Consider the following 14,367-nt stretch of genomic DNA (forward strand, 5'->3'; position numbering starts at 1 on the left):
CGGGACCCACCCCCGCGCGCACCGGTTCGAACCGAGCCGGTGCGCGATCCGTCATTAGGGCGGGAGCCTATGGAGGCCGATGTGCGCTGGCGATGGACGGTCATGTTCGTGTCCCTGGTGGCGGTCACGTCCTGCGGGACGGGCGCGAACCCGCGTGCGGGGACTTCTGCTGTCCCCATTTCGGCGGAACCGGTGGCTCCGGCGGGGATGACCGCACCGCCCCAGGTGACCGTGCGCGGCGATGGGCGTCAGGTGTCCCTCGACGCGTTCACGTACTGCTACCGGAACACGTGCGCCGACGGGAGGCCGGAGAACCTGCCGGACCTGGGAACGGTGACCGGCGACATCACCGTCTCCTTCCCCCTCGAGGACTGGACCTTCCAGGCGACGCAACTGCAGCCTGCGGTCGCCTTCCCGCAGCCCTGTGACGTGCAGCTTCCCGCACGTCTCGTCGGCGCCGGAACCGGCACGTGGCGACTGGAGCCCGCCGGGCCCGCGGGGAGATACCGGATCGACGTGTTCGGGCGGGCTCCGGGCGGCGGCGATCTCGCCGCCGCGTTCGCGGTCACCACCACCCGCGCCGGTTCGACGCCTGCTCCCCAGGCGGGCCTGGGCGCCTTCCACGACCACGACGGCAAGCCGGACAACTACGGCACGTTCGAGTTCTGGATCGACCACCTGCGCACGACGCCACGCGAGGCCGCCGCCACGCTGACCATCACCGGCCGGAACGGCCGGACGAGCTACGACCTCCCTCGAGCCGGGGACGACTGCCGACCGAAGGGGCAGGTCAGGTTCCACGCCGAGGTGCCCAACGAGAAGGTGTTGGGCGCCGTCGGGCGGGAGCCGTACACGATCGAGGTCGAGGTGGAACTGGACGGGAAGCGGCACACGGCGTCGATGGTCTGGCCGCGGGACGCGAGCACGGACCCCGACGCGGGAGGGGCGCTGACCCCCGTTTTCGCCCCCGCGCTCTCTTGACGCGCGATCCCGGGCCCCGACGGGAGAGTCAGCCGACCCCGGGCCTCAGCGCGATGCCGACTCGTTCGATGAATTCGGCGAAGAGGTGCTCCGCGTAGGGGGCGCCCTCGCGATGCAGCAATTCGGCGATCGGCACCGGTGAGATCCGATATCCCGCGTCGGCCGCCCATCTCACGGCCAGCACGGCCGCCTCCTCGGGAGGCAGGAAGACGTCGCTCAGCGTCAAATCGTCCGGCCGGAGATACGCCGCCATGTTGTTCGGGGCGAGACAGGCCGACCACGCGCCGGCCGACCTGCTGAAAGCCGCCACCGCGACGCAGTCGCTGTCCATGACGAATCCGACGAGAGCCGGCGCTCCGGTCTCCTCGGACACGCCCACGACGAGGTCCTTCGGATCCGGCAGGGAATCGTCGACGCTCAGTTCCCAGATCCGCCACCCGTCCGCCGCACGCTCCAATTCCTTGGGGTGCCCGTCATAGCCCTTCAACGCGCGCAGCCCGGACAGGGGCACGTCCGACCGTGCCACCACAATCGACCCCCAGAAACCCATGGCGCCAGATCATGCCCGATTCCCTGAATGGTGCAAATGCGCGCGAATGCGGGTTCGTGAACCGCAGCTCAGGCGTCGCCGAGGTCGGGCGGGGATTCGGTCATCCGCTTGATGATCTTTTCGAGGGCGCTGCGCAGGTGGCGGCGCTCGTCGTCGGTGAGTGTGGCCATGGCGTGCTCGGCGAGCCGTCGCCTGGCCGCCTCGATCGGCTCCTGCGCGGCGCGCGCCTTCGGCGTGAGATGCAGGCGGACGAGGCGGCCGTCCGCCGGGTCCCTGTGGCGCACGAGCAGACCGGCGGCCTCCATCCGGGTCGCCGTGTTGACGACCGTCGGCGTGGTGACCTGCAGGCGGGCCGCCAGTTCGCCGGGTGTCAGGCCGTCCGTCTCCCACAGCACCTCGAGCACGAGGTTCTGGCCGATGCGCACCCCGTGGCGGCTCATCGCGTCGTCGGCGGCGGTGCGCAACAGCTTCTGCGCCCGCGTGAGCAGCCTGATCAGTTCGGTCACGGGCTCATTCTACGGATCGTTTGCATGCTAATGATTACATCGATACCGTGTCATTAGCGCGCTAACGACCTGTGGGCGCCGATCGGGAGAAGGACGACTGCCGTGATTCTCGTTACGGGTGGACTGGGCTTCATCGGCTCGCACACGAGCCGGGCACTGCTGGACATGGGGGAGCGCTGCGTGATCGGCGGCCGGACGGCGGGGCGGTCGCCGGACGTCTTGGCGACCGGCGGCCAGGCCGTCGTGGAGCCGATGGACTGCACCGACCTCGACAGCCTCCTCGGGGTCGGCGAACGCCACGACATCACCGGCATCGTCCATCTGGCCGCCGCCGGCCTGGGCGCGGAGACGCCGCTGGACGAGCTGTGGGCGAACACGCGGGCGTTGTTCAACGTGCTGCGCGCCGCGCAGGAGTGGGATGTCGCCCGGGTGGTGCTGGCCAGCAGCATCGGCGTGTACGGCGGAGCGGAGGTCGCCGAGGCGTATCGCGAGGACGTGCCGTTGCCGATCGGCAGCGCCCACCTGATCCCCGCGCACAAGAAGAGCGCGGAGATCCTGGCGGGCGCCGTCTCCGGAAACACCGGCCTCGACGTCGTCAGCGTCCGGATCGGGGCGATCTGGGGTCCGCTCGGCAGGCCGGCCTCGCCGTTCTTCGGAGCTCCCCAGCTCGTCCACGCGGCCGTCGGCGGAAACGCCGTCCCCGGACCCCTGTACGCCGAGGACGCGATCGACATGTGTTACGTCCGCGACTGCGGCCGGGCGATCGCGCTGCTGCAGACGGCGGAGGCGTTGAGCCACCGGACCTACAACGTCGGCAGCGGGCGCACCACGACCAACCGCGAAGTCGCCGAGGCCCTCGCGAGCGCCGTACCCGGGAGGGCGCCCGGCCTCGCCGAAGGACGACGGCCGGGCACCGCGCCCGGCGTACGCCTCGACGTCGACAGGCTGCGCGGCGACACCGGGTTCCAGCCCGAATACGACCTCGACCGCGCGGTCGGCGACTACGTCCGCTGGCTCCGGGCCGGCAACCCCCGCTGACGAAGGAAGGCCGACAACTCCCCGGCGGACGGGGCCGTGGCGGGCCCCCGCACGGTGACGGCCAGCGCCGCGGCGGCGTTGGCGGTGCGGGCCGCCTCCACGGCGGAGGAACCGGTGGCCAGCGCGGCCACGAACACGCCCGTGTGGGCGTCGCCCGCGCCGTTCATGTCCACCGCGTCCACCTGGAACCCGGGCACCCGCACGGGCGGACCGCCCGGTTCGGCGACGACACATCCGTCTGGGCCCGTCCGCACGAGGACGCCGTGTCTCCCCGTGCGGACGGCGAGGTCCGCCGCCGCCGTCATCGGATCCGCGTGGCCGGTGACGACGGCCGCCTCGCGGGCGTTGCACGTCCACCAGTCGATCCTGGGGAGGACGGCCCGCATGACGTCGGCGGAGATCTCCCCGACCAGCGGGCCCGGATCGAAGACCAGCGGGGCGGCGTCCGGGAGGCGGGGCAGCCAGCCGGCCAGCGCCACCCGGTTGGACGCGTGGAGCATGCCGTACCCGGAGGCGTAGACGATGTCGCCCGCGCCCGTGGCGACCGCGTCGAGATCCCGGCCGGTCAGCGTCGCCTCCGCTCCCGGGCTGGTCAGGAACGTGCGCTCGCCTCCGGCGTCGACCACGGCGACCACGAACCCCGTGTCGAGAGCGGCCCGCGCGGGATGGAGGACCTCGATGCCGGCCTCCCGCATGCCCGCTCCTGCCAGGTCGCCGAAGGGACCGGTGCCGTGGGCCCCCGCGTAGGCCACGCGAAGCCCCTGCCTGGCGGCGGCCGCCATCACGTTGAACCCGCCGCCGGGCGCGCGGGCGGACCCGGTCGCCAGCACGTCACCCCCGCGCTCCGGCAGGGCCGGCACGTCGAGCACGAGGTCCACGACGACGTTGCCCACGTGGAGCAACCTGTCGAATGTCCGTCCCACTAGCGCTCGTGTCCCGAGGGGGAACGCAGCGCCAGCAGCGCGTCGGCGGTCTCGTCGAGGCGCAGGCCGTTGACACGGGCGATGGTCTGGCGGGCGTCCTCGGGGTAGGCGTCCACGCCGTGGCAGGCGCCGGCGACGGCTCCCGCCATCGCGGCGATGGTGTCGCAGTCGCCGCCCACCGAGGCGGACAGCAGGCAGGCCCGCCACGGGTCGTCGCGGCACGCCCACAGGATGGCGAACGCCGCGGGGACGGACTCCTGCGTGGCGAGGCTCGTGCCGACCAGCAGGTAGACGCGCTCGCACACCTCCTCGTCCGGCAACCCGTCGACGAGCGCCGTCGCCCAGGCGATGCGCTCCGCGACGTCTGCGGCGGCGACCCAGTGCCCGCGCCCGGCCGCGAGCCGCGCGGCGGCCTCGGCGAACCGCACGGCCTCCCCGACGTCGGCTCCCGCGACTCCGGCGGAGACGGCCGCCGCGACGGCCGCCGCACCCGCGAGCGCGACCCCCGTGTTGTGCGTGACCATGCTCGTCTCGACGACCCGGTCCACGAGCGCGTGCAGGTCGTCCGATCCCGTCGCCACGCCGACCGGCGCGATCCGCATCGCCGCGCCGTTGGTGGTGCCGAACCGGCCGGTCTCGGCGACGTCCGCCCCGGCGACCACCTCGGAGACGGCGCGTTTGGTCGACGGGCCGAGGAGGTCGAGCGAGCCGCGGGCCCGCATGGACTCCTCCCACACCACGAGGCGGCGGGCCAGCTCGGCGGGATCCACTTTGCCGTCGCCGTCGATCAGCAGACCGGCGAGCACCATCGCCTGCTCGGTGTCGTCGGTGACCGCCCCGGCGGGCATCCCCGCCGCGAGCGGGTGGTCGGGCGCCGCGGCGAGGAATCCGCCGAGGACGGGTCCGTACCGTGCCGTGATCTGCGGACGGGAGAGCATCTGCGTGGGCATGCCGAGCGCGTCGCCGATGGCCAGCCCGTAGAGGGCGCCGGCGGCTCTCGATCGTGTCGTGGTCATGGGGTGCTTTCGCGGAAGTCCAGGCACAGCTGGAAGTGTTCGGGGTCGAGCAGGCTGTCGACGCGCTCGACGAACGCGCCGTCGGCCGCCCAGCTGGTCCGCCGCGTGTTCAGGAACCACGCGCCGGGCTCGCGCCGCAGCAGCCCGGCTTCGCGGGCGTCGATCCTGCGGCCCTGGAGACGCTGCTCCCCGTGGTCGGCGTACAGGCCGGCACGGATGAGCACCTCGGTGAGCGAGTCGCCTCCCAGCCCACGGGCGGGCAGCTCGCGCAACTCGCCGATCGCGGGGACGCGACTGCGCTCGTAGGAGACGACGATCGAGGCCTCGATCTCCCGCACTCTCTCGACGACGATGACGTCCGGAGACGCCATCCCCGGAAGGGCGGACAGCTCCGCGTCCCGCGCCGCGGTGATGCCGACGACGCGGACCCGTGTCTCGACACCCTGCGCGGCCAGGGCGTGCGCCCACCCGAGCCGGTCGTCGAGCGGGCGCCCGTCGAAGAGCACGAAGGATCCCTTGCCGGTCCGGGTGGTGATCAGCCCCGCCTCGTTGAGCTCGGCGAGAGCCGTACGGACGGTGTTGCGGCTCACGCCGAAGCGCCGGGCGAGCGCGAGCTCGCCCGGCAGCCGGGCCCCACGCGGGACCCGGCCGGAACGGATCTCCTTCTCCAGAGCGCTGGTGATCCGCTGGTGCTTCAGTCTGACGGGTCCGGTCACGAAGCCCTTCCCGTGGCGTCCTCGATGCCGCGCAGGACCTCTGCCGAGGTCACCACCCGCACCAGAGGGCCGTACAGCGCCATGATGTCCAGCGCCTGCCGGTGGCTCTCGTCGGTCATGCCCGCGCACGCGTCGGAGACGACCAGGACCTCCACACCCGCGTCGGCCGCGGCGACGACGGTCGACAACACGCAGCAGTCGGTGGAGACGCCCGCCACGACGAGCCGTCCTGCGGGGCCGACGGCCTCGGCCAGTTCCGGCGTCCACTTGCCGAAGGTCGTGGCGTCCAGTGTCGGGCCCGCGCCGTCCCCGAAGTCGTCGACCAGCTCGTAGATCCGGGCGTCCGGCGGCTGCAGGGCGAAGGGCCATCGGCTGTAGTACTCGCGCCAGGCCCCCTCGGGGTTCTCCGGCGCGATGAAGCGGGTGAAGGTGACGCGGGACCCGAACGCGCCGGTCAGTTCCTTGATCGGACCGACCGTCTCGGCGAACCGTGGGGTGAACCAGTCGCTGGACGGCTCGCCGAACACCCGCTGCATGTCGATGACGGCCAGCCAGGGCAGCCGGGAACCTTGGGCGTCTCGCGGACCTTCCGGGCTTTGCGGGCCTCGGGTGGCTTCCGGGCCTTGCGGGCCGTGCGGGCCTTGGGGGTCGCTCACGACGCCACGCCTTCGGTGGGAGCGGGAGAGAAGCTCTCCTGGGCGCGGACGCGCGACCGGTTCACCAGCAGGGTGGCGACGAAGGCCACGACGAGCGCCGCGAGCACGCCGAGGTTGGCGTAGGCCCAGGCTCCGTCCTTGGGGCCGAGGCCGAGTGGGCCGAGCAGGTAGCCCTGCCATTCGAGCCAGCCCGCGTACGTGTTGGTGACCAGGCCCCAGCCGATGGCGGTGCTCACGACGATGATCGCGAGGGGCACCGGGGGGACGTTGCCGTACCGGCCGGAGGGACGGAAGAGGTCGTTCTCGTCGTAGTCGCGGCGGCGGACCAGGATGTCGGCCAGCATGATCCCGCACCAGGCGGCGATCGGGACGCCCAGCGTGATCAGGAAGCCCTGGAACGGGCCGAGGAAGTCGTCCGCGATGAAGACGATGTACACCGTTCCGATGATCATGAGCACGCCGTCGACGAGGGCGGCGACGGGGCGGCGCACCCGGAGACCCGCCGCCAGCAGGGCGAGGCCGGAGGAGTAGATGTCGAGGACGGCGCCGCCGACGAGGCCGAGCACGGCCACGGCCACGAACGGGATGAGGAACCAGGTGGGCAGCACGGCAGCGAGCGCCCCGATCGGATCTCCCGCGATCGCCGTGTTCAGGTCGGAGGAGGAGCCGGCCAGCAGGAGGCCGAAGACCACCAGGATGATCGGCGCGACGGACGCCCCGAACGTCGTCCACCCGACGACGCCGCGGCTGGACGCCTTCCTCGGCAGGTAGCGCGAGTAGTCGGCCGCCGCGTTGACCCAGCCCAGGCCGAAGCCGGTCATCATGAACACCAGGGCCCCGATGAACTCCTGCGACGACCCGCCGGGGACCTTGGCGACCGTGTCCCAGTGGATGTGATCGACGACCAGCACGATGTAGACGACCGTCAGCACACCGGTGACCATCGTGATGATCGTCTGGAGGCGCATGATCAGGTGGAACCCCATGACGCCCGCGCCGATGATCAGCACGGTCACCACGATGAGCGCGATGACCTTGGTCGAGGTGCCGCCGCCCCATCCGAGCCTGCCGAGGACCGTCGCCGTCGCGAGCGTGGCGAGCGCGGTGAGCACGGTCTCCCAGCCCACCGTCAGGATCCAGGAGATGGCGGACGGCAGGCGGTTGCCTCCGACGCCGAACGCGGCGCGGCTGAGCACCATGGTGGGGGCCGAGCCCCGCTTGCCCGCCACGGCGACGAAGCCGCACAGCAGGAACGAGAAGACGATGCCCACCACACTCGCGATGAGCGCCTGCCAGAAGGAGATGCCGAACCCGAGCGCGAACGAGCCGTAGCTCAGGCCCAGAATCGAGACGTTGGCGCCGAACCACGGCCAGAAGAGCTGCCTGGGGCGCCCTTTCCGCTCATCGTCGCCGATCACGTCGAGCCCGTGGGTCTCGATCGTCAGCGTCCGGCCGGCAGTCGTGGATTGCTGATGTTTGCCCTGCGTACTGGCCATGTGTCCTACCTGTCTAAACTTGTTCAGCGAAACATAGGACTTAGACCGACATAGCGTCAAGACCCCGTAAATATCGGGCCAGCGCCCGCCGTGCGAACAGGGGCCGTACGGCGGGCGCGTCCGGGGTCGGGCGCAATGGACGCCTGAGATGACCTTTGTCCCCGCTTTGGCTTGCCGTTCCCGGTGGTGGGAACCCCCGTAAAGGACCGTAAGCACCGTTTATGACGGAAAAGCATGATTCCAGCCACGGGGGTGGGCCCGGTGTCCGCTGCGAAGAACGGGAAACTCGGAGGTCGGAGCTTCACGGAGACCGACGGGACCTACATCACGCCGGCGCGCGGACTGGAGGTCCTGCGCGATCCCCTCCTGAACAAGGGCACGGCGTTCACCGAGGAGGAGCGGGCGGAACTCGGGCTCGAGGGCCTCGTCCCCCCGGCCGTCGAGACACTCGACGAGCAGGCGCGCAGGGCCTACGAACAATACGAGGCCCAGCCGGACGACCTCCGCAAGAACATCTATCTGACGGCGCTGCACGACCGCAACGAGGTGCTGTTCTACCGCCTGCTCTCCGACCACCTGAGGGAGATGCTCCCCGTCGTCTACGACCCCACCGTCGGTCAGGCGATCAAGGCGTACAGCCACGAGTACCGCAGGCCACGCGGGGTCTACCTGTCGATCGACGACGTGGGCGGCATCGAGCGGGCCTTCGAGAACCTCGGGCTGGGGCCGGACGACGTCGACCTGATCGTCGCCTCCGACGCGGAGGAGATCCTGGGCATCGGCGACTGGGGGATCGGCGGGGGCAGCGGCATCGCCGTCGGCAAACTGGCCGTCTACACCGCCGCCGCGGGGATCCACCCGAACCGGGTCATCCCCGTCGCGCTGGACGCGGGGACGAACAACGAGGCGCTGCTCAACGACCCCTCCTACGTGGGCGACAGGCACTCACGGGTGCGCGGCGGACGCTACGACGACTTCATCGACGCCTACGTCGCCACCGCCACCCGCATGTTCCCCAAGGCGCTGCTGCACTGGGAGGACTTCGGGCCGTCGAACGGCCGGCGGATCCTCGAGAAGTACACCGGGCGGATCAGCACCTTCAACGACGACATGCAGGGCACGGGCGCGATCGTGCTCGCCGCCGCGCTGGGCGCCACCCGGGTCGCGGGCGTGCCGATGCGGGAGCAGCGGATCGTCGTGTTCGGCGCGGGTACGGCCGGCATCGGCATCGCCGACCAACTACGCGACGCGATGATGCGGGCCGGGCTCGACAAGGAGACCGCGACCCGGCAGATATGGGCGGTCGACAAACAGGGACTCCTGACCGACGACATGGACGACCTGCGGGACTACCAGGCCCCCTACGCCCGGCCGGCCGGGGAGGTCGCGGGCCGGCGGGGCGAGGACGGGCGCATCGGGCTCCGTGAGGTGATCGACCACGTCCACCCGACCATGCTCATCGGCACCTCGACGGTTCACGGCGCCTTCACCGAGGAGATCGTCCGGGCGATGGCCTCGCACACCGACCGGCCGATCATCTTCCCGCTGTCGAACCCGACCGAGCGGATCGAGGCGATGCCCGGCGACCTGATCCGCTGGACGGACGGCCGCGCCCTGGTCGCCACCGGGATCCCGGTGCAGCCGGTCACCTACAAGGGCGTCACCTACGCCATCGGACAGGCGAACAACGCCCTGCTGTACCCCGGGCTGGGGCTCGGCGTGACCGTCTCGCGGGCCCGGCGGGTCAGCGACGGCATGTTCCAGGCCGCCGCCGACGCCGTGGCGAGCCTCGTCGACGTGTCGACGCCGGGGGCGTCCCTGCTGCCGCAGGTGGACAACCTCAGGGAGATCTCGGCCCTGGTCGCCGTCGAGGTCGCCGGGGAGGCCGGGAAGGAGAGCCTCGCGCGCGTCGAACTGCACGACGTCATCCAGCAGGTGGAGGACGCGATGTGGCAACCCGAGTACCGCCGGGTGAGGGGAGGCTGACGATGGCGCGCAACGACCCCAAGATCCTGGACGTGCCGATCGGCCTGGACGCGTCGGGCACCCGTACCGAGAGCGACTCGCTCGGGGAGATCGAGGTGCCGGCCGGCCACTACTGGGGCGCGCAGACGCAACGGTCCCTCATCCACTTCAACATCGGCGACGACCGGATGCCCAAGGCCGTCTACCACGCCTACGGCTACATCAAGAAGGCGGCGGCGCGCGTCAACGGCCACGCGGGCCGCCTGCCCCGGTGGAAGGCCGACCTCATCGCCCGCGTCGCCGACGAGGTGATCGACGGCAGCCTGGACGCGGAGTTCCCGCTGTACGTCTGGCAGACCGGCTCGGGCACGCAGTCGAACATGAACGTGAACGAGGTGATCTCGAACCGGGCGATCCAGCTGCTCGGCGGACGTCTCGGCAGCAAGGATCCGGTGCACCCGAACGACCACGTGAACATGGGCCAGTCGTCCAACGACACCTTCGTCACCGCGATGCACATCGCGGTGGTCCAGGCCCTCGAGGCGCGATTGCTGCCCGCGCTGTCGCGGCTGAGCGACGCCGCCGGGCGCAAGAGCCGGGAGTGGGCGCATGTGGTCAAGGTCGGCCGTACCCACCTGGAGGACGCGACGCCGCTGACGGTCGGCCAGGAATGGTCGGGGTACGTCGCCCAGATCGACGACTCCACCGAGCACCTGAGGACCACGGCGAAGGGTCTCGACAGGCTGGCGATCGGCGGGACGGCGGTGGGCACCGGGCTGAACGCCCCGCCCGGGTTCGGGGACGAGGTCGCCCGTGAGATCGCCCGGCTGACCAGGCACGGGTTCACCGGCGCACCCAACCGGTTCGCCGCCCAAGCGTCGTGCGACCCGCTCGTGCGCGTCTCGGCGGCGCTGCGCACCCTGGCCGTGTCGCTGTTCAAGTTCGCCAACGACATGCGGTGGCTGGGCTCGGGCCCGCGGACCGGGCTGCACGAGCTGGACCTGCCGTCCAACGAGCCGGGCTCCTCGATCATGCCCGGCAAGGTCAACCCGACTCAGGCCGAGGCGATGCTGATGGTCGCCGTCCAGGTGATCGGCGACGACGGGGCCGTCTCGATGGCCGGGGCTGAGGGGAACTTCGAGCTCAACGCGTTCCGGCCGGTGATCATCAATAACGTTCTCCACTCGATCCGGATCTTGTCCGACATGATCGACCATTTCCGGGAGTACCTCGTCGAGGGTGTGCGGTTGAACACATCCAAGCTCGAGTCCGACATCGAGCGCTCGGTCATGATGGTGACCGCGCTGAGCCCGGTCATCGGCTACGACGAGTCCGCGAGGATCGCGCATCGCGCGATCTCCGACGACCTCACGCTGAAGGAGGCCGCGATGAAGTCGGGCGTCAGCGAGCGACTCTTCGACAAGGTGGTCGATCCGGAGCGCCTCACCCGCCCGGGAGTTGCGGGCGACGGCCGTTCGCGCCGTACCGGCAGATGACGTCTCCGCGGGCCGTGCCGGCCGGACTTTCCGCCGGTGAGGGCCGCCCGCTGACGAAGGAGTGTCAGGTTGGGGGGATCATAGGGTGGACCCGTCCCCGCAATCCTGCCCGTCCTCAGAGGAGCCCGACATCGTGAACGTGACCGACGAAGCCATGAGCTTCGCGGATCTGGCACTGCGCCCCGAGCTCCTGCGAGCTCTGGGTGATCTCGGCTACGAGGAGCCGACTCCCATTCAGCGGGAGGCGATTCCGCCCCTCCTCGAAGGCCGCGACCTGCTCGGACAGGCAGCCACCGGCACGGGCAAGACGGCGGCGTTCGCCCTGCCCGTGCTGCAGCGCATGTCCGAGAGGGAGCCGGAGTCCGGGCCGGTCGCGTTGATCCTGGTCCCCACGCGGGAGCTCGCCGTACAGGTGTCCGAGGCGATGCACCGCTACGGCAAGGACATGGGGGCGCGGGTGCTCCCGATCTACGGCGGGCAGCCGATCGGCCGCCAGTTGCGCGCGCTGGAGCGCGGCGTCGACGTGGTGGTCGCGACCCCCGGGCGTGCTCTCGACCACATCGGCCGGGGCACGCTGTCCATGAGCGGACTCCGGATGGTCGTGCTCGACGAGGCCGACGAGATGCTCGACATGGGCTTCGCCGACGACATCGAGACGATCCTTCAGGACACCCCGGAAGACCGTCAGACGGTGCTCTTCTCGGCGACCATGCCGCCTCGCATCGACGGGATGGCCCGCCGGCACCTCACCGACCCGGTCCGGATCAAGATCGAACACGAGCAGGCCACCACGGGGGAGAGCCCGCGGGTACGGCAGAGCGCCTACATCGTGTCCCGGTCGCACAAGCCCGCCGCTCTCGGGCGCGTGCTCGACGTCGAGTCGCCCGCGGCCGCGATCGTGTTCTGCCGTACGCGTGACGAGGTCGACTCGCTGACCGAGACGCTCAACGGGCGCGGCTATCGCGCCGAGGCGCTGCACGGAGGCATGGGCCAGGAGCAGCGCGACCGCGTGATGGGACGGCTGCGGACCGGAACCGCCGACCTGCTGGTCGCGACCGACGTGGCGGCCAGAGGGCTCGACATCGAGCAGCTCACCCACGTCATCAACTACGACGTCCCCTCGGCGCCCGAGTCGTACGTCCACCGGATCGGGCGAGTGGGCCGGGCGGGCAGGGAAGGCGTGGCGATCACACTCGCCGAACCGCGCGAGCACCGCATGCTCAAGACCATCGAGCGGGTCACCCGGAGCCGCATCGAGATCGAGAAGGTGCCGACGATCGCCGATCTGCTGGCGCGGCGACTCGAGCTGACCCGGGCCGCGATTCACGAGAGCATCCTCGAGGACGACGACCTGGACCGGTTCCGCGTCGTGGTCGAGACCCTCGCTGACGAGTTCGACGTGATGGAGGTGGCCCTCGCCGCGGTGAAACTCGCGCACGAGTCCACCGGCGCGGCGGCCGACGAGGAGGAGATCCCCGAGATCGCCTTGTCGCCCACCCGCGGTCGCCGTGACGGAGCCGGGCGAGACGGGGGCGGGCGTGACGCCGGGCCGCGGGAGGAGCGGCGCGGGCGCGGGCCGTCGAGAGGTGGAATGGCCCGCCTGTTCGTCGGCGCCGGGCGCAGCGCGCGGATCCGGCCTCAGGACCTGGTCGGCGCCATCGCCGGCGAGACGAGGGTGAGCGGGCGCGACATCGGCGCGATCGAGATCGCCGACCGGTTCTCCCTGGTCGAGGTCCCGGAGGCGGCCGTCCAGGAAGTCATCGACGCCCTGCGGAGGACCACCATCAAGGGCCGGAAGGTCACCATCCGCCGCGACCGCGACGCCTCCTACTGACCCCTCTCGAGCCTGACCCCCCTCGGGCGTGATCATGCACAAGTTCGGGATCTTCCCCCGTGACCTGCCCAAACCCTCCGCGTGATCATGCACACCTTCGGGCGCGTGTCGTACGACCTGCCCGAACCTCTGGCGTGATCATGCACGGGTTCGCGCAGGTGCCGTATGAGCAGCGGAAACGCTGTTCGTGATCATGCGCAGATTCGTGAGCATGCCGTCCGGCCTGCGCGAACGCCGTGCGTGATCATGCATCTGGTTGCCGTGTGCATGGTCACGGCGAGGATGACCGCAGGTCAGTACGGCCATGGCGGAATCTATGCATGATCACGATCAGAAAAGTCGCAGGTCGGTGCTGCCTTAACCGAATCTGCGCATGATCACGGATGGCGTCTCCGCAGGTCGTACGGCAAGATCCCGAAGGTGCGCATGATCACGGCTGGAGTTGGCGGAGGCGGTTGACTTCGGCTGTTTGGGTGACCGAGATGTCTTGGGCCAGTTCCTGGACCATCACGTGGGAGCCCTTCTCCAACTCGGCGGCGGCCATGGTGATGGCGCCCATGTGGTGGTCGATCATCAGCTGCACGAACAGCCGGTCGAAGTCGGCGCCGGTGGCCTTGCGCAGAGCGTCCAGCTGCTCGGGTGTGGCCATGCCGGGCATGTCTTGATGTTGTAGCTGATGGTGGTCGGGAAGTCGCTGGCCCTGCTGCTCCAGCCAGCGCGTCATCGCGGAGATCTCCGGCCCCTGGGTGTCGTTGATCCGGGCGGCCATGCGTTTGACGCCGTCCGACGCGGCGCGCGTGGGCGCCAGGTCGCTCATGTCGAGGGCCTGGCGGTGGTGGACGACCATGTCCTGCATGAACAGGACGTCGGCCGCGTTCGCGGCCGGCGAAGGGACGGCCGTCGCGGCCTCGGACGGGCCGAGCGTCCTCGCTTCCTCCCCGGGCCTGCCTGGGGCGATGACCGGTGCGGTTGGTCTGGCCTCCACGGTCTCGGGCGAGCCCGAACACCCGGTGAGCATGACCGTCCCGATGACTGTCCCGATGAGTGTGGCGGTGAGGAGTGCGGCGCGCACCCGGCCTCCCTTGATCTCTAGCCGTCCTTAGGCACACTAACAAAATATGGAAAATCCGGTAAAGCCGGTATGTTGATCTATTTTCCCAAAGCAGGCACTATGGCGTACAAATTCCTGT

13 protein-coding genes are annotated in these 14,367 nt (G+C 70.5%); 5 read left to right on the forward strand and 8 right to left on the reverse strand.

Annotated features, from left to right (window positions below):
- Positions 1–81: 81 nt before the first annotated feature.
- Complete coding sequence (locus tag Psi02_RS14410; RefSeq protein ID WP_203974352.1) at positions 82–981, forward strand: hypothetical protein; 900 nt, start codon at positions 82–84, stop codon at positions 979–981.
- A gap of 28 nt (positions 982–1,009) precedes the next feature.
- On the opposite strand, the gene Psi02_RS14415 is transcribed toward Psi02_RS14410, so the two are convergent.
- Both Psi02_RS14415 and Psi02_RS14420 read right to left on the reverse strand, forming a co-directional pair.
- On the reverse strand, positions 1,010–1,531 hold the full coding sequence (locus Psi02_RS14415) for a hypothetical protein (RefSeq protein WP_203974354.1): 522 nt from the start codon (positions 1,529–1,531) through the stop codon (positions 1,010–1,012).
- Between the two features lie 68 nt (positions 1,532–1,599).
- Complete coding sequence (locus Psi02_RS14420) at positions 1,600–2,037, reverse strand: MarR family winged helix-turn-helix transcriptional regulator (RefSeq protein ID WP_203974356.1); 438 nt, start codon at positions 2,035–2,037, stop codon at positions 1,600–1,602.
- Between the two features lie 102 nt (positions 2,038–2,139).
- Here Psi02_RS14420 and Psi02_RS14425 point away from each other — a divergent pair, with 102 nt between their 5' ends.
- Positions 2,140–3,075 carry an NAD-dependent epimerase/dehydratase family protein gene (locus tag Psi02_RS14425; RefSeq protein ID WP_203974358.1) on the forward strand — a complete coding sequence of 312 codons (936 nt, stop codon included), beginning with the start codon at positions 2,140–2,142 and terminating at the stop codon, positions 3,073–3,075.
- Here the strand turns inward: Psi02_RS14425 and Psi02_RS14430 are convergent.
- From Psi02_RS14430 to Psi02_RS14450, 5 genes are read right to left on the reverse strand one after another with little or no spacing between them, the layout of a single operon-like run.
- Positions 3,039–3,998, reverse strand: a complete 960-nt coding sequence (locus Psi02_RS14430) for a PfkB family carbohydrate kinase (protein WP_203974360.1) — start codon at positions 3,996–3,998, stop codon at positions 3,039–3,041. The genes Psi02_RS14425 and Psi02_RS14430 overlap by 37 nt on opposite strands.
- Entirely contained in the window at positions 3,998–5,014 is a 1,017-nt protein-coding gene (locus tag Psi02_RS14435) for an ADP-ribosylglycohydrolase family protein (RefSeq protein ID WP_203974362.1), read from the reverse strand. Before Psi02_RS14435 ends, Psi02_RS14430 begins: the two co-directional genes overlap by 1 nt.
- A complete protein-coding gene (locus tag Psi02_RS14440) occupies positions 5,011–5,730 on the reverse strand; it encodes a GntR family transcriptional regulator (protein WP_203974364.1) in 720 nt (239 codons plus the stop codon). The genes Psi02_RS14435 and Psi02_RS14440 overlap by 4 nt, the downstream gene beginning before the upstream one ends.
- Positions 5,727–6,386 (reverse strand): cysteine hydrolase family protein, encoded by a 660-nt coding sequence (locus Psi02_RS14445; protein WP_203974366.1) that lies wholly within the window; start codon positions 6,384–6,386, stop codon positions 5,727–5,729. The genes Psi02_RS14440 and Psi02_RS14445 overlap by 4 nt, the downstream gene beginning before the upstream one ends.
- On the reverse strand, positions 6,383–7,882 hold the full coding sequence (locus tag Psi02_RS14450; protein ID WP_203974368.1) for a purine-cytosine permease family protein: 1,500 nt from the start codon (positions 7,880–7,882) through the stop codon (positions 6,383–6,385). The genes Psi02_RS14445 and Psi02_RS14450 overlap by 4 nt, the downstream gene beginning before the upstream one ends.
- Before the next feature lie 261 nt (positions 7,883–8,143).
- On the opposite strand from Psi02_RS14450, the gene Psi02_RS14455 reads away from it, so the two are divergent.
- The 3 genes from Psi02_RS14455 (at position 8,144) to Psi02_RS14465 (ending at position 13,177) form a co-directional block, all read left to right on the forward strand.
- The gene (locus tag Psi02_RS14455; protein ID WP_275415194.1) at positions 8,144–9,868 is read left to right on the forward strand and encodes an NAD-dependent malic enzyme; all 1,725 of its coding nucleotides are present in this window, start codon (positions 8,144–8,146) and stop codon (positions 9,866–9,868) included.
- Between the two features lie 2 nt (positions 9,869–9,870).
- On the forward strand, positions 9,871–11,343 hold the full coding sequence (locus Psi02_RS14460; protein WP_203974372.1) for a class II fumarate hydratase: 1,473 nt from the start codon (positions 9,871–9,873) through the stop codon (positions 11,341–11,343).
- Positions 11,344–11,497: 154 nt separating this feature from the next.
- Complete coding sequence (locus Psi02_RS14465; RefSeq protein ID WP_203974420.1) at positions 11,498–13,177, forward strand: DEAD/DEAH box helicase; 1,680 nt, start codon at positions 11,498–11,500, stop codon at positions 13,175–13,177.
- A 430-nt stretch (positions 13,178–13,607) separates the two neighbouring features.
- Here Psi02_RS14465 and Psi02_RS14470 read toward each other — a convergent pair whose 3' ends face one another.
- The gene (locus Psi02_RS14470) at positions 13,608–14,249 is read right to left on the reverse strand and encodes a DUF305 domain-containing protein (RefSeq protein WP_203974374.1); all 642 of its coding nucleotides are present in this window, start codon (positions 14,247–14,249) and stop codon (positions 13,608–13,610) included.
- Positions 14,250–14,367 lie beyond the last annotated feature (118 nt).

Source organism: Planotetraspora silvatica, assembly GCF_016863315.1.
GTDB lineage: Bacteria > Actinomycetota > Actinomycetes > Streptosporangiales > Streptosporangiaceae > Planotetraspora > Planotetraspora silvatica.

Bases quoted from the DNA above. Each gene is read 5' to 3' on its own strand.
- Psi02_RS14435 (WP_203974362.1), bottom strand. From the start codon at position 5,014: ATGACCACGACACGATCGAGAGCCGCCGGCGCCCTCTACGGGCTGGCC.
- Psi02_RS14465 (WP_203974420.1), top strand. From the start codon at position 11,498: ATGAGCTTCGCGGATCTGGCACTGCGCCCCGAGCTCCTGCGAGCTCTG.
- Psi02_RS14450 (WP_203974368.1), bottom strand. From the start codon at position 7,882: ATGGCCAGTACGCAGGGCAAACATCAGCAATCCACGACTGCCGGCCGG.
- Psi02_RS14415 (WP_203974354.1), bottom strand. From the start codon at position 1,531: ATGGGTTTCTGGGGGTCGATTGTGGTGGCACGGTCGGACGTGCCCCTG.
- Psi02_RS14460 (WP_203974372.1), top strand. From the start codon at position 9,871: ATGGCGCGCAACGACCCCAAGATCCTGGACGTGCCGATCGGCCTGGAC.